We start from the raw sequence: 18,209 nt of genomic DNA, 5'->3' as shown, positions 1-18,209 counted from the left end.
TATAAAGTAATTCCTTGCTTTTCTTGAAGTAAGGCAAGTTAATTTTTATTCATTAAACAGTAATATTTATATTCCTATTACTATATTTATTTTATTATTATTTTACATACCTAAAATAAGCTGTAATATGTTAAATTCAGAAAAAAAAAGATTAAAAAAAGAAAAAAAGAGAAAATTTAGAGATAGGATTTTACAAGAGAGGATACTCCAGCAGCTCCGTCCTCTACAATACCATTTCTTTCTAAGTAGATTCCCATAGCTGCAAAGGTTTGGAATAACTCTTTGTAGGAGATGTTACCCATGTGTCCTATTCTAAATACATTACCTTTTAAGTGATCTTGTCCACCAGCTAATTCTACACCAAATTCGTCACGGATGGTTCCTCTGAAGTCAGAATCAGTAAGTCCTTCAGGTATTTTAAGTGCAGTTACAGTAGCTGAAGATACTTTTTCATCAGCAAATAATTCAAGACCAAGTGCTTTTGCAGCTGCAACAGTAGCATTTGCAGCTTTGTGGTGACGTGCAACTCTTTTGTCAAGTCCTTCTTCATCAATCATTTTTAATGCTTCGTTCATAGCGTAAGTTAATGATACTGAAGGGGTGTAAGGAGTTTCAGCAGGGTCTTTGTTTCCGCTTTTTCTGTATGCTTTCATGTCTAAGTAGAAAGTGTGTGAATCGACATTTTCACATGCTGCCCATGCATCGTCACTGTAGGTAATTGCAGCCATTCCAGGTGGTGCAGCAATACATTTTTGAGAACCGGTTACACAAACATCGATGTTGTATTTGTCTACATCCACTTCATCCCCACAAAGGGAAGATACTGTATCTACAATGTATAATGCATCGTAGTTTTTCATTACTTTACCAATTTCTTTAATTGGAGCAGCTACACCAGTGGAAGTTTCGTTGTGAACAACACTTACTGCTTTGATGGATTCATCAGCATCTAAAGCTTCTTTAATTTGTTCAGGGGTTACTGCAGTTCCCCATTCAACAGCTAACTCTTGGGTTTTAATACCATGTGCATCAGCTATTTTTTTGAAACGTTCACCGAATTTTCCACCAACTACATTTAATACTTTTTCTCCAGCATTTAAAACATTACTAATTCCTGCTTCCATTACAGCAGTTCCGGATCCAGTAATTAAATAAGATTGATTTTCAGTTTGAAACATTTTTGACATTAATTCGTTAGTTTCAGTTAAAATTTCCCCATATCTTTTACTTCTGTGGTTAACAACTGCTTGAGACATTGCATTAAGAACTCTTGGATGTACAGTTGTTGGTCCAGGAAGCATTAATAAAATATCATCCATTAATTTTTCCTCCAATTAGAACATAAGTAGCTTTTCATAGCTAGTTACTTTTTTAATTTTTATACTTTTTAAATATTATGTAAAATTTGAATTTTTATTCAATTTTATTATATTAAACATTGTCTTTTTAAAAGAGGATTTACATATATAATATTGAACATTTGTTTTACATTAGGAGAATATTATGATAGAATTTCGAAGAATTTTTAATTATGTTTTTGGTTTATTTTTAATCACATTAGGAGTAGGTCTTTCAATTAAATCTAATTTAGGTTCTACTCCTGTTAGTTCTATTCCATATACACTTAATGTTATTTGGGGAATTGAAATAGGGGTTGCAACTGTTATATTTCATACTATGCTTGTTATAACTGAATTGATATTATTGAGAAGGGCATTTAAGCCTAAACACTTCTTGCAAGTCCCTGTTGGAATATTGTTTGGATTTTTTACAACAATATCTGTTAATTTAGTTAATTTGCTTCCAGACACTTCAAATATTATACTAATTGTAATTATGGTGCTTGTAAGTACATTTTTAGTTGCTTTAGGATTGTTCTTTTATGTTCCTACAAATATTGTTCCTTTATCAGTGGAAGGAATCACTCAGGCAATAGCTATTGTATCTAATCAGCCATTTACAAAAGTTAAAGTATTCTTTGATGTTTCAGTAGTTGTGCTTTCATTTGTTTTATGTTTCATATTTACAGGAGTTATTGGTGGTAGTGTAGGTATTGGAACTATTTTCTCAGCTATTTTTGTTGGAATAACATTAAAATATATTAATAAAGTAGTTTTACACTTTACAGGTCTTAATGCTGACTTAAAAAAAATGTAGGAGGTATTTAGTAAAATTATGAATTCCACTAGGAGAATTGTACAATATTTATTTGGTTTATTTATTATGACTTTGGGGATTGCATTTTCCCTAAAATCAAATTTAGGTTCTACTCCAATTAGTTCTATTCCATATTCAATGGAGTTGATTTGGGGAATTGAAGTTGGACTTGCTACTTCAATATTCAATGTTTTGCTTGTCTTGACAGAGCCTATTATACTTAGAAGGAAATTTAAAAAGAAACATCTCCTGCAGATACCTGTAAGTATAATCTTTGGTTTTTTCACAACTGTCGCAGTTAATTTAATCAATTTTATTCCAGAGCCTTCAAATTTTTTATGGGCATTGGTTATGATGGTTGTAAGCATATTTTTAGTTGCATTAGGTCTGTTTTTCTATGTACCTACAAATTTAGTGCCATTGGCTGGTGAAGGAGTTGTTCAGTCAATAGCTATTGTTTCAAAAAGATTATTCCCAAGAATAAAGGTTTTCTTTGACAGTACAATGGTTATAGCATCCTTTGTACTTTCATATGTATTTTTAGGTGTTATTGGTGGTAGTGTAGGTATTGGAACTATTATTTCAGCTATTTTTGTTGGAATAACATTAAAATATATTAACAAAGCTTATACTTATTTAACAGGAAAAGATGTTGATTTGAAAAAAATGTAGGTGTTTTAAAATGGATTTTGGAATTTGGGAAAAATGGTATAATGAAATCTTAGATGACTTTGGCTTTTCAAAGGATGATGATGAAGCATCAGCAAAGGAACTTGATGAAATATTATTTGATGAAGGGGCACTCACTTTAGAAGACCTTTATGAGTTAATACACACATACCGTAAAAGCAATGATTTCATTGTCTTTGGAGCAGGCCCTTCCTTAAAAAAACATATTCAGGAACTTAAAGAAAATTATGATTTAAATGACTATACATTAATCGCTGCTGACGGGGCAACAACTGCACTTATTGAAGAGAAAATAATTCCAGATATTGTAGCTACTGATTTAGATGGAACAATAAATGATATCTTACTTGCAAACTGCAGAGGTTCATTAATGGTTATTCATGCTCATGGCAACAATAAGGAAGCTATTCTAAAATACACTCCATTTTTTGACAATATTTTAGGAACTACTCAATCCAAACCTCATGGAAACCTTTATAACTTTGGAGGATTCACTGATGGTGATAGGGCAATATTTTTAGCTGTTGCACTTGAAGCAGAAAACATTATACTAGCTGGAATGGACTTTGGAGATGTTGTAACCAAGTACTCAAGACCAAATATTCCTGGAGCCACTGGTCCTGCTGATGAAATTAAGAAGAAAAAACTTGTATATGCTGAGAAATTAACTAATTGGGTTAGTGAAAATGAGGATGTAGCTATTATTAACCTAAAATAATCAACATTTTTTTATATTAGTTAAAATTATAATATTATTATGGCAATTGAAGATATTTTAATGCATGATGAAAGTTTATTTTCTAATATAAACGCATTTGATCCAGATTATGTGCCACCTAACTACAATTATCGGGATAGTCAAATGGAAGGTATGGCTTTAGCTATTAGGCCAGCAATTGGTGGTGGTCAACCTTCTAATCTAGTCGTTCTTGGATCATGTGCAACAGGGAAAACAACAGCTGTTAAAAAAGTTTTTGAATTAGTTGAAAAGAACACAACAAAAGTGGTTTGTGTTTATATTAACTGCCAGATTCATACAACTAAATTCGGAATCTTTTCTCAAATATATAAAAAGATATTTGGACATTTGCCTCCAGAAACAGGTGTTCCTTTTACTAGAATATACACTAAAATCATGCAATATCTTCAAAAAGAAAAGAAATCACTTGTTTTAGCATTAGATGATGTTAACTATCTTTTTCAGGGAAAAGTAATTAATAAAGTATTTTATGATGTTTTAAGGGCATATGAAGAGTTTTCTGGTGTAAAGACAAGTATTTTTGCAATTTTATCAGACTTGGAGTTCAGGTTTGCATTTGATAAAAATGTTACAACTGTCTTTATTCCTAATGATGTTATTTTTCAGCCATATTCTCTTTCAGAAATTCAAAGTATTTTAACAGACAGGGTTAATGCAGGATTCTTCCCAAATGTAATTTCTGAAGAGATTATTGAAGAAATAGCTATGTATACCTATGAAAAAGGGGATTTGAGGATAGGTATTAATTTACTTAGAACCTGTGGTAATATTGCAGAGTCAGAGGCAGCCCGTGAAATTACCAAGGAACATTTGGATAAAGCTATTGGTTCATTAGTTCCTATTGATTTGTCTCAAACTTTAAATTCATTAAATGATACAGAAAGAGCATTGCTTGATATTATAATGGATAGTGAAGAGATTTACACTGCAGGTAATCTGTCTGAATTATTCAAAGAAGAAAAAGGAGTTAGCTATGCTACCTTTAACAGAACTTTAGAAAAACTAGAATTTTTAAGGTTAATTGATACCAAATTCACTGGAAAAGGTGTTCGTGGCAATTCAAGAGAAATAATTCCAAGATTTACAAGTAATGATTACTCAAAATGTAGAAAATAGTGAATTTAGGAAAAAGATCTTTCAATTTGTATCTGGAGGACTAACCTTTTCCCTAAACTTTTTTTTTTGATATTGTAATTTCCGTTAACATTAACAATTTGCATGGATCAACTTGCATAATGTTACAGCAAATATATTAGGGTTTGGTATATTCTATAAAATAAATTTCATTTAATATATGAAACTAGGGTTTTGTGCTGTTACAACAGAAATTACAGATAAAAGCAATACTGCAAATACTGCAAGTATCACCATGCAAGCTTTAATATCATAACTACTGAATTGTATTTCATCTGTAAAGGAATTTCTTTTTCTTAAATCAGCTTTTAAATCAGTATTATAAGTCTTTAACATTTTTATCACATCGCTAAATTAATATTGTTTAAAAGTATAATATAAAGAAAGAGCGACCCCATTTGAAAAGTAATATTTTTAGAGTTGAAATGTATGTGTAAAAATATAGAAAAACCCTTTGAATTCTTTGATGTAACTGCAGATATTGGATTTTACTCTTATGGAAATAATTTGGAAGAAGTATTTGAAAATGCAGGATTAGCCATGTTTAATGTTATTTCAAATACTGATGATATAAAACCAGTTGAAACAAAGGAAATATCTGTCACTTCAGAGGATAAGATCTCTTTATTATATGATTTTCTTGAAGAATTGTTGTTTATGCATGAAGTGGAGTTCATGTTATTTTCACAATTTGATGTAGCTATCAAAAAAGATGGTGAAAATTACAAACTTGATGCAACTATAAAAGGTGAAGAAATAAACTGGGAAATTCATGAAAGGGGCGAAGAAGTAAAGGCAATTACATTTCACATGATGGATATTGTTAAAGAGGATAATCTATACAAATCCAGTGTTATTCTTGATTTATAACTTATTTTTTTTTAATTTTAAAAAATCTAAAAGAAGCTAATTTTTATAATACAAATTTATTTAATAAAGGTCGAACATAAATTTATAGATATATGTTGTGATTGCTATGAGTATTAAAGATAACATAACTAAAATTCGTGATAATGTTTATGAAATCTCAGGTAGCTACAATAAAAAAATGAGGGCTACTGGTAGATTATATCTTGATGAAGAAAGCTTTGAAAACTTAGAAATCGGTGCAATGGAACAAATAGCTAATGTTGCATGTTTGCCAGGTGTTCAAAAGTTTGCAATTGGTCTTCCTGATATTCATTTTGGATATGGATTTCCAATTGGTGGAGTAGCTGCATTTAATGAAAGAAATGGTGTTGTTTCTCCTGGAGGAGTAGGTTTTGATATTAATTGTGGTGTTAGATTAATAAGGACCAACCTCACTGAAGAAGATATTGCTGATAAGTTAGATGAGCTTGTAGAGAAGTTATTTAAAAACATCCCATCTGGAGTGGGCAGTAAAGGAAAAATCAGACTTGATGAAGATGAAATCAATGATGTCCTAGACTATGGAGCTAAATGGGCTGTTGAAAATGACTATGGTTGGGAAGAAGACCTTGAATACCTTGAAGAAAACGGTTGCATTAAAGAAGCTGACAGCACCAAAGTAAGTGATAAAGCTAAAAAAAGAGGTATTCCTCAATTAGGTTCTCTAGGTTCAGGTAATCATTTCTTAGAAATTCAAAAAGTTGAAGATATCTATGATTCAGAAGTAGCTGAAGTATTTGGACTTAAAGAAGGAATGATTGTAATTATGATTCACAGTGGTTCAAGAGGCTGCGGTCATCAGGTATGTTCTGATTACTTGAGATTAATGGATAAAGCATATAAAAATCACAACATCGATATTCCAGACAGACAACTAGCTTGCGCTCCACTTGATACTCATGAAGCTCAAGATTATTTAAAAGCTATGTATGCTGCAGCTAATTATGCTTGGGCAAATCGTCAGATGATGACTCACTGGATACGTGAAACCTTTGAAGAAGTAATGGGAAAATCTGCAAAAGAAATGGATATGGGAATAGTTTATGATGTAGCTCATAACATTGCTAAAAAAGAAGTTCATAAACTTAATGGCAGAGACACAACCCTTATTGTACATAGAAAAGGTGCAACACGTGCATTTGGTCCTGGAAGAGAAGAAGTTCCTGAAAAATATAGGGAAGTTGGTCAGCCAGTCCTTATTCCTGGAACTATGGGTACAGCATCCTATGTTTTACATGGGACTGATGTAGCTATGGAAGAAACCTTTGGATCCACTGCTCATGGTGCTGGAAGAGTGCTCTCCAGAACTCAGGCTAAAAAAGATTACAAAGGTGAAGACATTGAAAAATCCTTAAATGAAAAAGGAATTAAAATCAAGGCAACATCACCAAATGTAATTGCAGAAGAAGCACCTGAAGCTTATAAAGATGTTGACAGTGTTGTAAGAGTATCTGATGAAACTGGAATAGCTAAATTAGTAGCTAAAGTATCTCCATTAGCAGTAACTAAAGGGTAATTCTTATGATTGGTATTATTGGTGGAAGTGGTGTTTACGAAATCACCGAAAAAGCAGATAATATTGAAAAAAAGATGGTTAAAACCGACTATGGGGATGATGTGGAAGTATCTATCCTAGATATGGCTGGTAAAAAAGTAGCATTCATTCCAAGACATGCTTCAGGCCATAGCATTCCTCCACATAAAATCAACTACAAGGCAAATATTGATGCATTAAAACAGTGTGGAGTAACCAAAATAATTGCTACCAACTCTGTTGGTTCTCTTAATGAGAATATGGGTCCTGGTTCTTTTGTCATTCCTGATGATTTCCTAGATTTCACATCAGTTAGGGATAAAACCTTCTTTAATGATAAGGTGGTTCATATTGATGCAACTGAACCTTATTGTAATGAAACAGCTAAAACAATAGCTAGTTGCGGAGATGTAATTGTTGGAGGAACCTATGTCTGTACAGAAGGGCCAAGATTTGAAACTCCTGCTGAAATTAAAATGTTTAAAATGCTTGGTGGAGATGTAGTTGGTATGACTGGTCTTCCAGAAGCTACTTTAGCACGTGAAAGAGAAATGTGCTATTCATCAATTTGTATTGTATCTAATTTTGCAGCTGGAATCTCTCCTGAAAAATTAACCATTGATGAAGTATTTGAGGTTATGGAGATTAAACAGGCTGAATTATTAGATTTGATTTATGAAATTATTAAAAATTTAGATGCTGATAAAGACTGTGCATGTTTACATGCCTTAGATGGTGCAGAAGCATAAGGAAGTGAGAGAATGGTTAAAGTTATTTTATTAAATGCAAGTCCAAGAGCAAACAGTAATACTCAAGATGTTTTAGAAGTTTGTGCTGAAGAGATTGAAAAAGAAGGAGTGGAAACTGAAATCCTAAGATTAAGGGGTAAAACTATTCAATCCTGTTTAGGATGCAGTAAATGTGCAGGAACTGGAAAATGTATTATTAATGATGGAATCAATGAGATTGCAGATAAATTAAGAGATGCAGAAGGATTTATCCCTGCTGCTCCAGTATACTTTGGAACTGCAAGAGGAGATATTATGGCTGCACTTCAAAGAATTGGTAAACTCTCCAGAGGAAATGATAAGTTCCTTGACTGGATGGTTGGAGGACCAATTGCTGTTGCAAGACGTGGTGGCCAAACAATAACCTTACAGGAAATGAACATGTTCTTTGGAATTAATAACATGATTGTTGCAGGAAGTAACTACTGGAACATGGTATTTGCAGGACCAGAAGGAACTGCTCTTGATGATGAGGAAGGAATCAACACCATCAAATTATTTGGACAGAATGTTGCAAAAATTATTAAAAAATTAAATGATTAGGGGCTTTTTTAAAATGAAAATAGCTATTGCATCTTCAAATGGTGAAAATGTAGACTTGCATTTGGGAAAAGCATATTCTCTTTATATCTACGAATATGATGATGAAGGAATAACTCTTCTAGAACATAGGATTTTAGAGCTGGAAGATGATAAACATCAAGGTGGAAAAGTTATACAGGCATGTGAAGATTGTGATGTTATTATTTCTGTTAAATATGGATTTAAATCTAAAATTAAGGCGGATGATGCTAAAATCAAATTAGTTTCAGATGAAGGTCCTATTGATGAAGTTTTAAAAAGATACATTGATCATTACAACTTTATGAGAAGTTAATTTAATTTTTTAATTATTTTTTTATTTTTAATTTTTATTTATTAAGGGATTCAATATCTTTATATATCATAAAGAAAAAAACTAATAATAACCTTTATGGGCGGGTTTTAATAATAATTTTTCAAACTTTATAAATATTTCTTTAAATAAGACTTTTAAAACTCTTGATAGCCTAATAAATGTTTTTCAATAAATAAATTCTTTTTCTAATTAAAAAGATTATGTTATAGGCTATTTTATAAATTAATATTTACTAAAATTTAATAGCTAAAGCTATATTTTATTATAATCAAAAATTAAGGAAAAATAAATAACGGTGGTATAATGGCAAAAGCAAGACGTAGAGTACGTGACACATGGAAAGAAAAAGATTGGTATACTATTAAAACTCCAGTAGCTTTCGAAGACAAAGAAATTGGAGAAACCCCAGCAAGAGATCCTGATTACCTCATTGGTAGGGGAGTAGAAGTAACTATGAGGGAATTAACCGGTGACTTCTCAAAACAATACATTAAACTCAGATTTGAAATTGACAATGTAGCTGGAGAAGTAGCAAACACCAAATTCACTGGTCACAAAACTACTACTGATTACATTAGAAGCATGATTAGAAGAGGAACCAGTAGAATCGACGCTTCTGCAATTGTAAAAACTAAAGATGATCGTAAAATTAAACTTCACGTATTAGCTGTAACTACTAGGAGAGCTAAATCTTCCCAACAAAAATACATGAGAGAAGTTATTACTGAATTATTAATGGAAAATGCAGCTGAAAAAACCTTTGAAGAATTAGTAATGTCTTCTGTTAACGGTAAATTAGCTAGTGAAGTTTATCACAGAGCTAAAAAAATCTACCCTCTTAAAAGAGTAGAAATCATCAAAAGTAAAGTATTAAACTAAATACTTTATTTCTCTTTTTTTTAACTTTTTTTATTATAATAATCCTATTTTTCAATTAGAACTTCTTTTAAAAACTTAATAATGGATTTTGCATGGTAATCTCATGAATTGGTTAGATGATGTTAAAATCAAGCTTAAGAGAAAAAATCAGATATTATTCAGGAAAGACTGTGAATTTTTAGAGGATTTGGCATCTTTAGTGGAAAAACAAAACAGAATAGTTCTTGTAATGTGGGCTTTTGATTTGGCATGTGAATCTATTAAGGTTCTAGAGGAGAAATACCCTCATGAAAATCGTCCAAGAGATGCATTGGTCTATTCAAAAGCATGGGCAAGAGGAGAAATTAAAATGCCTATTGCACAGCGTAAAATTCTAGACTGTCATGGTTTTGCAAAAGAAATTGATAATAAGGAAGATATAGCTACTGTTCATGCAGTTGGCCAAGCCTGTTCTGTTGTTCACACTGCAGGTCATGCAATGGGATATCCAATATATGATTTAACTTCATTTGTTCATAGATATGGAATTGATGACTGTTTTGAGTTTATAGAATCCAGAAAACAGGAATATATTGATAAACTGAATTACTGGAGTAAAAATAAGGATATTTATAATTTTACATGGGCTGATTTTTTACTTAAATAAATTACCTCCAGTTAACTTTCAATAGCTATTTTTCTAATTTTAAGGCCTGTTTTTTATTATTTGTTTAAATTATTTCGGTATATTTTTATATTATTTTGTAGAAAAATATATTATTAAAAGGAAGTGGCTATTATGGACGAGTTAATGATAAATTGGGGATATGTTTTAATTTTATTTATTTTAGGTTACTTCACCTATAAAAGAGGTGCCCTTGACCTGTTAGGTTCTCTTTTTATGATTTTAATGGGTATTGTAATTATATTTTCAGCTGGTGTAAGCTGGTTAATGTTACTTTTAATATTCTTGATATTGACATTAGGGGCCACAAAATATGCAAAAGCTTATAAAACAGATTTGGGTGAATATGAGGGTCAAAGAACCGCTAAAAATGTAATATCTAATGGTATTGTTGCATTTATGATGGCCGCATTTGGTGGATATTACTTCCCTCTTGTTGGTGGTTTTATAGGTGCTATAGCTACTGCAACAGCAGATACATTAGCTAGTGAAATAGGAGTATTGCACACTCCAAGATTAATCACTTCCTTAAAAAAAGTACCTCCTGGAACTGATGGTGCAGTTTCAATTTTAGGTACTGCTGCAGGAATAGCTGGGGCTGGAGTAATTGGTATAGCTGCATGGATTTTAGGTGTTGTTCCAGATCCAATTACTGCAATTATGATTTCAGTTATATCTGGTACTATTGGTTGCTTTATGGACAGTTTCCTTGGTGCTGTTTTAGAAAGAAGGGATGTTCTAACTAATGAACATGTTAACTTGCTTGCAACTGTAACTGGAGCTATTGTTGGAGTTTTAATTGTTATTTTTTAACTGTAATGCAATCATTTGGGCATGCTACAGCACATAGCCCACAAAATTTACATTTTTGAATATTATCAATAGCTATTTTTCCATTTTTAAAAGTTAAAACATTCTTTGGGCATATCATTACACATTTTTGACATCTGATGCCCTTACAAAATCTTGTTCTAATTCTAAATACAATATTTGTGTCATTTCCAAGGTTATTATCAATTGTTGTTGATAAAGCTTCTTTTACTGCAAATTTTATAACAGAACCTAATAATGAATCAGATCCTCCATGACCATATCGTGCTCTCATGTATATTGTATTATTTAGGTATACCTAATAATCTTTTCTATTTTTTTAGGCATACAAAAATATTTAAAAGCTATCTTTAAAGATAATGCAATCATTTGGACAGATACTTGCACAAACTCTGCAGGATTTGCATCCTAAAGGGTTTCCTACTGAAGTTTGATTATTTTCAACTATTAAAACATTATTAGGACAAGCAATAACACATTTTCTACATTCCTCTCCATTACAATTATCATTTTCAATTTTGAAGTTTATATTGGAGTTTTCATTATTTGAACTGCCTTTAAACTTTTTTAAAAAACCAAATTTGCTCATAATAACCAATTTATCTTTAAAATTTAATAAAACTTTAGAATTTTTAAGTTAGCAAAATTATTTAAATAAATTATTTAACTACTGAAAAACAATATTTATAATAGTGTAATTTAATAGGTGATATTTTGAAAGGAATTATATTAATTATGGATGGTATGGGTGACCGTCCTTTAAAAGAACTTGATTATCAAACACCTCTCCAAGCGGCTAATACTCCAAATATGGATAAAATGGCTGAAGAAGGTATAAATGGTATTATGGATTCAATTGCACCAGGAATCATCCCTGGTAGTGACACAGCTCATATTTCAATTTTAGGATATGATCCATATGTTGTTTACACTGGTAGGGGTCCATTTGAAGCATCTGGTGTTGGAGTGGATGTAATACCTGGAGATATTGCTTTTAGATGTAATTTTTCAACTGTTGATGAAGATGGAATTGTTACTGATAGGCGTGCAGGAAGAATTAGGGAAGGAACCAAAGACATTGTAGATGTATTAAATACAATGGTTTTAGAAGATTATCCTGATGTTAAAATAATTTTCAAAGAATCTACTGGTCATAGAGCAGTTTTAGTTTTAAGAGGGGAAGGATTATCTGATAAAGTAAGTGATGCTGATCCTAAAGTAGAAGGAAACAAACCTAAAGAAGTTGTTGCTTTAGATGGTTCTAAAGAAGCTGAAAAAACTGCAGATATTTTAAATAAAGTAGTTGCAAAATCTTATGAAATGGTTAAAGATCATCCTGTTAACTTAGAAAGAATTGAAAACAATGAACCACCAGCAAATATTGTTATTCCTCGTGGTGCAGGTGCAGTACCAGTTGTTGAACCAATCAATGAAAAATATGAAGTAAACTCTGCTTGTATTGCTGAAACTGGACTTATTATGGGAATCTGCAGATTTGCAGGAATGGATATTATTGAAATGGAAGGAGTAACTGGTGGAGTAGACACAGATTTAAATGTAATCGTTGATACAATTCTTGACCAAGTTAAAAACTCTGATCATGATTTCTTCTTAATAAATATTGATGGGGCAGATGAAGCAGGTCATGACGGTAATGTTAAAGAAAAATTAGAATTCATTGAAAAAGTGGATGAAGTTGTAATGAGCAAACTTAAAGACTTAGAAGATGTTATTTTAATTTTAACTGCTGACCATTCAACTCCTATTTCTGTAATGAACCATTCAGGAGACCCTGTTCCAATGATTATCAAAGGACCTGAAGTTAGAAAAGATGATGTCTGCAAATTCTCTGAAGTTGATGCAGCAAAAGGTGGACTTTGCAGAATCAGAGGTTCTGATGTAATGAATATATTGATGGACTTAATGAATAATTCTCATAAATTTGGAGCTTAGAGGTGTTTTCAATGGCAAAAAAGCTATTTGGAACTTCGGGGATTAGAGGAAAAGTAAAAACTGAAGTAACTGCTGAACTTGCATTGAATGTGGGTAAATCATTAGCTTACTACTTAGGAAACAAAGGAACTGTAATTTTAGGTTATGATACAAGAACCACCAATCAAATGTTAGATCAAGCTATTTGTGCAGGTCTTTTAGAAGGTGGAGTTAATGTAGTTAAAATAGGAATGGTTCCAACACCGTTAGTAGGTTATGCTTGTGAAAAACTTGATGCTGATGCTGGAGTTATGTTAACTGCTTCTCACAATCCTTCTCAATATAATGGAATTAAATTATGGAATAAAAATGGTATGGCTTATACTTCTGTTCAAGAAAGTGAAATTGAAGATATTTACAACAACAAATCTTATATTTCAGTTGAATGGGATGAAGTGGGTCGTTTAAGTTTTAATAATGAAATTAAAGGCCAATACATTGATGACTTAGTTAATTTAGTTGATATTAAACCTGGATTAAAAGTAGTTATTGACTGTGCATCTGGTGCTGGTTCAGAAATATCACCTTTAGTATTTAGAAAAGCAGGATGCGAAGTAACAACTTTAAATTCACAGCCAGATGGATTTTTCCCAGGAAGAAATCCTGAACCAAATGCAGATAACCTACAAAACTTAATGAAAACAGTAGTTGCTGTTGGAGCGGACTTAGGAATCGCTCATGATGGTGATGCAGATAGAATGATTACTATTGATGAAAATGGTGACATTTCTCCATTTGACAGTTTACTTGCATTAATATCTAAGGAATTTGGAGGTACTGTTGTCACTACTGTTGATGCAGGTATCTGTATGGATGAATCAATGGAATCAGTTGGTGGAAAAGTTCTCAGGACAAAAGTTGGAGATGTAAATGTTGCTGAAGTAATAATTGAGGAAGATGCTACCTTTGGTGGTGAACCTTCAGGAACCTGGTTACACCCTGACTTCTGCATGTGTCCAGATGGAATTCTTTCAGGTTTAAGAATGGCTGAATTGGTATCCAAAAAAGGAAAATTATCTGAACTTCTTGATGCAATTCCAAAATATCCAAACATCCGTGAAAAGGTTGTATGTTCTAAAGAAGCTAAAATAGCTATCATGGAAGATATGGAAGAAAGTTTAGCTAGTGCATTTGATGATATTAAAGAAATTAACAATATTGATGGTGTAAGATTAACTTTTGAGGATAATAGTTGGGTATTAGTCAGACCTTCAGGTACTGAGGATTATGTTCGTGTAACTCTTGAATCTAAAGATGAATCAAAAGCTAATTATATTAAAGATACATGTCTTAAAATCATTAATGATAAATTATAAATAAACAGCTTTTAAATATAATTCAATATATTTTATAAAAATATTTGGGGATTAAAATCATGAAGGCCATAATTTTAAGTGCTGGTGAAGGCTCTAGGATGAGACCTTTAACACTTACCAAACCAAAAACTATGTTGCCAGTTGCTGGAAAACCAATTATTCAATATAACATTGAATCTTTAAGAAATAATGGAATTACTGATATTTTACTTATTGTAAGATATAAGGAGGAAATGGTTCGTAACTATTTTGGAGATGGGCGTGATTTTGGAGTTAATATAACCTATAAAACACAAAAAGACTTTTTAGGAACAGCTAATGCAATCTCATATGGTGAAGACTTTATTGATGAAAGCATCATTGTTCTTAATGGGGATATTATATTAGATGATGAAGTAATTGGGGAAATTATTGAAAAATATAATGAAGAAAAACCTGACACTTTAATGGTGCTTACTGAAGTTGAAGATCCTTCTGCTTTTGGTGTAGTTGAAATTGAAAATGGATACATCAAAAATATTGTTGAAAAGCCTAAAAAAGAAGAAGCACCAAGTAACCTGGTTAATGCAGGCATTTATATCTTCAATAAGGACATCTTTGATAAAATTAACAGGACTGAAATCTCTGAAAGAGGAGAGTATGAGATTACTGATTCTGTTTCTCTTCAAATTGAAGAAGGAAAAGAAGTTAAAGGTTATAAAACTTCCAAGGATTGGATTGATGTTGGAAGACCATGGGAGTTAATTGAAGTTAATGAATCATTAATTGGTGATTTAAAAACAGAAATCAGAGGAATTGTTGAAGGTGGAGCATTTATTCATGGAAATGTGCACCTTGATGAAGGAAGTATTATCCGTGCAGGAGTTTATATTGAAGGAAATGTTTATATTGGTAAAAACTGTGATATAGGTCCTAACTCTTATATCAGGGGTAATTCTTACTTTGGTGACAATGTCCATGTTGGAAATGCTGTTGAAATTAAGAACTCAATTATTATGGAAAACACTAATGTTAGCCATTTAAGTTATGTTGGAGACTCTGTAATAGGTTCTAACTGTAATATTGCAGCTGGAACAAATATAGCTAATTTACGTTTTGATAATGCAACTATTAAGACTAAAATTAAAGATAAAAAGATTGATAGTGGAAGACGTAAACTGGGAGCTATTATTGGGGACTCTGTAAAAACTGGAATTAACTCTAGTTTCTCTCCAGGTGTAAAAGTTGGTTTCAATTCAACAATTGGTTCAGGTGTTTTATTATATGATGATGTACCTTCTGATACAAGAGTATTAGTAAAACAAAATCATATTATTCAAGATAAAAAAGTAAAAAGATAAATAAGGGTGATATTCGATGATTAATAAAAAAGACTCTGTTGTAATATGTCCCGGTGCTCAAGTATTAGGTGATGTTGAATTAGGTGAAGATGTTTCCATTTGGCATGGTGCTGTTGTTAGGGGAGATATCGAATCTATTTCAATTGGTGATCATTCTAATGTTCAAGATAACTGTGTTGTTCACACATCTAAAGATTTTCCAGTAGTTATTAAAGAAAATGTTTCTATTGGTCATGGTGCTGTTGTTCATGGATGTACCTTAGAAGACAATGTTTTAATTGGAATGAATGCTACTGTATTAAATGGTGCACACATTAATAAAAACTGTATTGTAGGTGCAGGAGCAGTAGTAAGCGAAGGAAAAGAGTTTCCTGAAGGAAGCTTAATTTTAGGGGTTCCTGCAAGAGCAGTTAAAGAATTGACTCCTGAACAGATAGAACACATCCAGCATAATGCAGATGAATACTGTAAAATTTCAAAATTATATAAAGAAGATTAAAAAATGAAAGCAAGAAAAATTGTCATGGAAATGGACTCATATGTTCCAGGTAAATCTCAAGATGAAATAGCTGCTGAATTTGGTCTTAATAAAGAGGATATCATTAAATTAGGATCCAATGAAAATCCATGGGGTCCTTCACCTAAAGCTATTGAAGCTATTGAAAAAGAAGACATCAATATTAACAGATATCCTGAATCTGATTTAAGGGAGCTTATTGAAGAATTTGCTAATTATTCTGGAGTTAAACCATCTCAGGTAATTGTTGGTGGGGATGGAGCAGATGAAATTATTGATGTATTGGCTAAAACATTTATAGATCCTGAAGATGAGTTTATTGTACCTCTTCCTTCTTATATGTACTATGAATATTTGTTAAAGCAATATGGTGCAATTCCAGTTTATGCAAGATGGGATATGGATGCAAATAAACTTGATGTTGATTCTATAATTGATTCAATTACTGAAAAGACTAAAATGATTTTCTTATGCAGTCCTAACAATCCAACTGGAACTTTAATTTCAAAAGAGGATATCTGTAAAATAGCTGAAATAAATGAAGATATTCTAATTGTTGTTGATGAAGCTTATTTTGAATATTCTGAGGTAACTAATAAAGATCTTATTGATGAGTATCCAAATATTTTTATCATAAGAACAATGTCCAAAGTTATGGGATTGGCAGGTATGAGGATTGGTTATGGATTATCTTCTGAAGAGATTATTGAATACATGTTTAGAATTAAACCGGTCTTCTCTTTAACAAGGTTGTCTTATGTTGCTTGCTTGAATACTTTAAGGGATAAGGAATATATTGAAAGGTCTATTAAAGATGGTATTGAAAGTAGGCAATACTTATATGAGGAACTATCAAAAATTGATTCTTTGAATGTTTTTCCATCTAAGTCAAATTTCATGTTAATTGGAATTAAAGATACAGGATTTACTGCAGCAGAATTTGCTCGTGAACTTATGAGCAGAGGTATTATTGTCCGTGACTGCACTTCATTTAAAGGTTTAGATGAATATTGGATTAGAATAAGTATCTGCACATTGGAAGAAGATAAAATATTCATTGACAAAGTTAAGGAGGTACTTTCTTAAAATGTATATTGGTGGAAATGTAATTTCATCTGTTGAATTTCATGGAAATATGTCTTTAGTTATTTTCATGGCAGGATGTCCTTTAAGATGTAAATATTGTCATAATGCAGAATTATTGGAAGGTGGAGATGAAACATCTCCTGAAGATATCTGTAAGGAAATTGATGATTCAGCTGATTTTATAGATGCTGTTGTAATTTCTGGGGGAGAACCATTAGTTCAAGTTGATGCAGTGGCTGATATTTTTAAACATGTTAAGGAAATTGGTTTAAAAACAAAATTAGATACTAGTGGTATTTATCCAAATAGATTGGAAAAGTTATTGGAAGCAGATTTGGTTGATTACATTTCCCTAGATATTAAAGCACCTTTTTACAAATATAAAAAAATTGTTGGTTCTAATATGGGTCCTCAGGTTTTGGATTCAATGGAGTTGATAAATGAATATGATGTTCATTTGGAAGTTAGAACCACTTTTGTTCCAACTCTTTTAACTAAAAAGGATATTGTTCGTATTGCAGATGAAGTTAAGGCAGATGTATATACAATTCAACAGTTTAGAAATAAAGAAGTTTTAGATCCTGATTTAGCCAAAGTAGAAAATCCAAATCCTAATGAACTACATAAAATAGCTAAATCAATAAAACCTTACTTTAATGGAGTTATAAAAGTTAAATCTGCAGAATTTGGTGAAGAAATTATTGATTAGAGGTT

The 18,209-nt window shown here is 31.6% G+C and carries 22 protein-coding genes; 18 read left to right on the top strand and 4 right to left on the bottom strand.

All coding sequences use genetic code 11. From position 1 onward, the window contains the following. Window positions 1-176: 176 nt before the first annotated feature. Window positions 177-1,319, bottom strand: a complete 1,143-nt coding sequence (locus MBBWO_RS06870) for a pyridoxal-phosphate-dependent aminotransferase family protein (protein ID WP_116670155.1) — start codon at window positions 1,317-1,319, stop codon at window positions 177-179. Window positions 1,320-1,503: 184 nt separating this feature from the next. Here MBBWO_RS06870 and MBBWO_RS06865 point away from each other — a divergent pair, with 184 nt between their 5' ends. From MBBWO_RS06865 to MBBWO_RS06850, 4 genes are read left to right on the top strand one after another with little or no spacing between them, the layout of a single operon-like run. Then, window positions 1,504-2,157 (top strand): DUF6198 family protein, encoded by a 654-nt coding sequence (locus tag MBBWO_RS06865; protein WP_116670154.1) that lies wholly within the window; start codon window positions 1,504-1,506, stop codon window positions 2,155-2,157. An 18-nt stretch (window positions 2,158-2,175) separates the two neighbouring features. Beyond that, window positions 2,176-2,829: a YczE/YyaS/YitT family protein gene (locus MBBWO_RS06860; protein WP_116670153.1), complete on the top strand. Its 654-nt coding sequence runs from the start codon at window positions 2,176-2,178 to the stop codon at window positions 2,827-2,829. Window positions 2,830-2,839: 10 nt separating this feature from the next. Next, window positions 2,840-3,565: a 6-hydroxymethylpterin diphosphokinase MptE-like protein gene (locus tag MBBWO_RS06855; protein ID WP_116670152.1), complete on the top strand. Its 726-nt coding sequence runs from the start codon at window positions 2,840-2,842 to the stop codon at window positions 3,563-3,565. Between the two features lie 39 nt (window positions 3,566-3,604). Beyond that, the gene (locus MBBWO_RS06850; RefSeq protein ID WP_116670151.1) at window positions 3,605-4,723 is read left to right on the top strand and encodes an ORC1-type DNA replication protein; all 1,119 of its coding nucleotides are present in this window, start codon (window positions 3,605-3,607) and stop codon (window positions 4,721-4,723) included. A gap of 171 nt (window positions 4,724-4,894) precedes the next feature. Here the strand turns inward: MBBWO_RS06850 and MBBWO_RS06845 are convergent, their stop codons facing one another. Continuing rightward, the gene (locus tag MBBWO_RS06845) at window positions 4,895-5,077 is read right to left on the bottom strand and encodes a hypothetical protein (RefSeq protein WP_116670150.1); all 183 of its coding nucleotides are present in this window, start codon (window positions 5,075-5,077) and stop codon (window positions 4,895-4,897) included. A 93-nt stretch (window positions 5,078-5,170) separates the two neighbouring features. On the opposite strand from MBBWO_RS06845, the gene MBBWO_RS06840 reads away from it, so the two are divergent. The 8 genes from MBBWO_RS06840 (at window position 5,171) to MBBWO_RS06805 (ending at window position 11,226) form a co-directional block, all read left to right on the top strand. Next, entirely contained in the window at window positions 5,171-5,611 is a 441-nt protein-coding gene (locus MBBWO_RS06840; RefSeq protein ID WP_116670149.1) for an archease, read from the top strand. Window positions 5,612-5,717: 106 nt separating this feature from the next. Further along, complete coding sequence (locus MBBWO_RS06835) at window positions 5,718-7,166, top strand: RtcB family protein (RefSeq protein WP_116670148.1); 1,449 nt, start codon at window positions 5,718-5,720, stop codon at window positions 7,164-7,166. Between the two features lie 5 nt (window positions 7,167-7,171). Beyond that, entirely contained in the window at window positions 7,172-7,933 is a 762-nt protein-coding gene (mtnP, locus tag MBBWO_RS06830; protein ID WP_116670147.1) for an S-methyl-5'-thioadenosine phosphorylase, read from the top strand. Between the two features lie 12 nt (window positions 7,934-7,945). Beyond that, on the top strand, window positions 7,946-8,515 hold the full coding sequence (locus tag MBBWO_RS06825) for a flavodoxin family protein (protein ID WP_116670146.1): 570 nt from the start codon (window positions 7,946-7,948) through the stop codon (window positions 8,513-8,515). Between the two features lie 13 nt (window positions 8,516-8,528). After that, complete coding sequence (locus tag MBBWO_RS06820) at window positions 8,529-8,849, top strand: NifB/NifX family molybdenum-iron cluster-binding protein (RefSeq protein WP_116670145.1); 321 nt, start codon at window positions 8,529-8,531, stop codon at window positions 8,847-8,849. Between the two features lie 324 nt (window positions 8,850-9,173). Continuing rightward, window positions 9,174-9,749 carry a 30S ribosomal protein S3ae gene (locus MBBWO_RS06815; RefSeq protein WP_116670144.1) on the top strand — a complete coding sequence of 192 codons (576 nt, stop codon included), beginning with the start codon at window positions 9,174-9,176 and terminating at the stop codon, window positions 9,747-9,749. A gap of 103 nt (window positions 9,750-9,852) precedes the next feature. Beyond that, window positions 9,853-10,395, top strand: a complete 543-nt coding sequence (locus MBBWO_RS06810) for a putative immunity protein (protein WP_116670143.1) — start codon at window positions 9,853-9,855, stop codon at window positions 10,393-10,395. Window positions 10,396-10,527: 132 nt separating this feature from the next. After that, complete coding sequence (locus tag MBBWO_RS06805) at window positions 10,528-11,226, top strand: TIGR00297 family protein (RefSeq protein ID WP_243408489.1); 699 nt, start codon at window positions 10,528-10,530, stop codon at window positions 11,224-11,226. Here the strand turns inward: MBBWO_RS06805 and MBBWO_RS06800 are convergent. Continuing rightward, on the bottom strand, window positions 11,216-11,518 hold the full coding sequence (locus MBBWO_RS06800) for a 4Fe-4S binding protein (RefSeq protein WP_116670142.1): 303 nt from the start codon (window positions 11,516-11,518) through the stop codon (window positions 11,216-11,218). The two genes, MBBWO_RS06805 and MBBWO_RS06800, sit on opposite strands and share 11 nt — an antisense overlap. 63 nt (window positions 11,519-11,581) lie before the next feature. Continuing rightward, window positions 11,582-11,833, bottom strand: coding sequence for a 4Fe-4S dicluster domain-containing protein (locus tag MBBWO_RS06795; RefSeq protein WP_116670141.1), 252 nt, complete (start codon window positions 11,831-11,833; stop codon window positions 11,582-11,584). A gap of 125 nt (window positions 11,834-11,958) precedes the next feature. Between MBBWO_RS06795 and MBBWO_RS06790 the strand changes: the two genes are divergently transcribed. Genes MBBWO_RS06790 through MBBWO_RS06765 form a run of 6 tightly spaced genes read left to right on the top strand, consistent with a single transcriptional unit; the run spans window position 11,959 to window position 18,204 of the window. Next, a complete protein-coding gene (locus MBBWO_RS06790; RefSeq protein WP_116670140.1) occupies window positions 11,959-13,197 on the top strand; it encodes a 2,3-bisphosphoglycerate-independent phosphoglycerate mutase in 1,239 nt (412 codons plus the stop codon). Window positions 13,198-13,208: 11 nt separating this feature from the next. After that, window positions 13,209-14,552: a phosphoglucosamine mutase gene (gene glmM / locus MBBWO_RS06785; protein WP_116670139.1), complete on the top strand. Its 1,344-nt coding sequence runs from the start codon at window positions 13,209-13,211 to the stop codon at window positions 14,550-14,552. A gap of 59 nt (window positions 14,553-14,611) precedes the next feature. Next, window positions 14,612-15,892 carry a bifunctional sugar-1-phosphate nucleotidylyltransferase/acetyltransferase gene (gene glmU, locus MBBWO_RS06780; protein ID WP_116670138.1) on the top strand — a complete coding sequence of 427 codons (1,281 nt, stop codon included), beginning with the start codon at window positions 14,612-14,614 and terminating at the stop codon, window positions 15,890-15,892. Between the two features lie 16 nt (window positions 15,893-15,908). Beyond that, window positions 15,909-16,391, top strand: a complete 483-nt coding sequence (locus MBBWO_RS06775) for a gamma carbonic anhydrase family protein (RefSeq protein ID WP_116670137.1) — start codon at window positions 15,909-15,911, stop codon at window positions 16,389-16,391. A 3-nt stretch (window positions 16,392-16,394) separates the two neighbouring features. After that, window positions 16,395-17,495, top strand: a complete 1,101-nt coding sequence (hisC, locus tag MBBWO_RS06770; RefSeq protein WP_116670136.1) for a histidinol-phosphate transaminase — start codon at window positions 16,395-16,397, stop codon at window positions 17,493-17,495. A 1-nt stretch (window position 17,496) separates the two neighbouring features. Next, a complete protein-coding gene (locus tag MBBWO_RS06765; RefSeq protein WP_116670135.1) occupies window positions 17,497-18,204 on the top strand; it encodes an anaerobic ribonucleoside-triphosphate reductase activating protein in 708 nt (235 codons plus the stop codon). Window positions 18,205-18,209 lie beyond the last annotated feature (5 nt).

It is taken from the genome of Methanobrevibacter woesei (assembly GCF_003111605.1).
Lineage (GTDB): Archaea > Methanobacteriota > Methanobacteria > Methanobacteriales > Methanobacteriaceae > Methanocatella > Methanocatella woesei.
The sequence above is the reverse complement of the archived record's forward strand: the minus strand, read 5'-3'. Positions and strand labels throughout refer to the sequence as shown.

What these genes read in the sequence shown, in the direction of transcription:
- MBBWO_RS06870 (WP_116670155.1), bottom strand. Translation starts at nt 1,319, where the DNA reads ATGGATGATATTTTATTAATGCTTCCTGGACCAACAACTGTACATCCA.
- MBBWO_RS06865 (WP_116670154.1), top strand. Translation starts at nt 1,504, where the DNA reads ATGATAGAATTTCGAAGAATTTTTAATTATGTTTTTGGTTTATTTTTA.
- MBBWO_RS06860 (WP_116670153.1), top strand. Translation starts at nt 2,176, where the DNA reads ATGAATTCCACTAGGAGAATTGTACAATATTTATTTGGTTTATTTATT.
- MBBWO_RS06855 (WP_116670152.1), top strand. Translation starts at nt 2,840, where the DNA reads ATGGATTTTGGAATTTGGGAAAAATGGTATAATGAAATCTTAGATGAC.
- MBBWO_RS06850 (WP_116670151.1), top strand. Translation starts at nt 3,605, where the DNA reads ATGGCAATTGAAGATATTTTAATGCATGATGAAAGTTTATTTTCTAAT.
- MBBWO_RS06845 (WP_116670150.1), bottom strand. Translation starts at nt 5,077, where the DNA reads ATGTTAAAGACTTATAATACTGATTTAAAAGCTGATTTAAGAAAAAGA.
- MBBWO_RS06840 (WP_116670149.1), top strand. Translation starts at nt 5,171, where the DNA reads ATGTGTAAAAATATAGAAAAACCCTTTGAATTCTTTGATGTAACTGCA.
- MBBWO_RS06835 (WP_116670148.1), top strand. Translation starts at nt 5,718, where the DNA reads ATGAGTATTAAAGATAACATAACTAAAATTCGTGATAATGTTTATGAA.
- mtnP (WP_116670147.1), top strand. Translation starts at nt 7,172, where the DNA reads ATGATTGGTATTATTGGTGGAAGTGGTGTTTACGAAATCACCGAAAAA.
- MBBWO_RS06825 (WP_116670146.1), top strand. Translation starts at nt 7,946, where the DNA reads ATGGTTAAAGTTATTTTATTAAATGCAAGTCCAAGAGCAAACAGTAAT.
- MBBWO_RS06820 (WP_116670145.1), top strand. Translation starts at nt 8,529, where the DNA reads ATGAAAATAGCTATTGCATCTTCAAATGGTGAAAATGTAGACTTGCAT.
- MBBWO_RS06815 (WP_116670144.1), top strand. Translation starts at nt 9,174, where the DNA reads ATGGCAAAAGCAAGACGTAGAGTACGTGACACATGGAAAGAAAAAGAT.
- MBBWO_RS06810 (WP_116670143.1), top strand. Translation starts at nt 9,853, where the DNA reads ATGAATTGGTTAGATGATGTTAAAATCAAGCTTAAGAGAAAAAATCAG.
- MBBWO_RS06805 (WP_243408489.1), top strand. Translation starts at nt 10,528, where the DNA reads ATGGACGAGTTAATGATAAATTGGGGATATGTTTTAATTTTATTTATT.
- MBBWO_RS06800 (WP_116670142.1), bottom strand. Translation starts at nt 11,518, where the DNA reads ATGAGAGCACGATATGGTCATGGAGGATCTGATTCATTATTAGGTTCT.
- MBBWO_RS06795 (WP_116670141.1), bottom strand. Translation starts at nt 11,833, where the DNA reads ATGAGCAAATTTGGTTTTTTAAAAAAGTTTAAAGGCAGTTCAAATAAT.
- glmM (WP_116670139.1), top strand. Translation starts at nt 13,209, where the DNA reads ATGGCAAAAAAGCTATTTGGAACTTCGGGGATTAGAGGAAAAGTAAAA.
- glmU (WP_116670138.1), top strand. Translation starts at nt 14,612, where the DNA reads ATGAAGGCCATAATTTTAAGTGCTGGTGAAGGCTCTAGGATGAGACCT.
- MBBWO_RS06775 (WP_116670137.1), top strand. Translation starts at nt 15,909, where the DNA reads ATGATTAATAAAAAAGACTCTGTTGTAATATGTCCCGGTGCTCAAGTA.
- hisC (WP_116670136.1), top strand. Translation starts at nt 16,395, where the DNA reads ATGAAAGCAAGAAAAATTGTCATGGAAATGGACTCATATGTTCCAGGT.
- MBBWO_RS06765 (WP_116670135.1), top strand. Translation starts at nt 17,497, where the DNA reads ATGTATATTGGTGGAAATGTAATTTCATCTGTTGAATTTCATGGAAAT.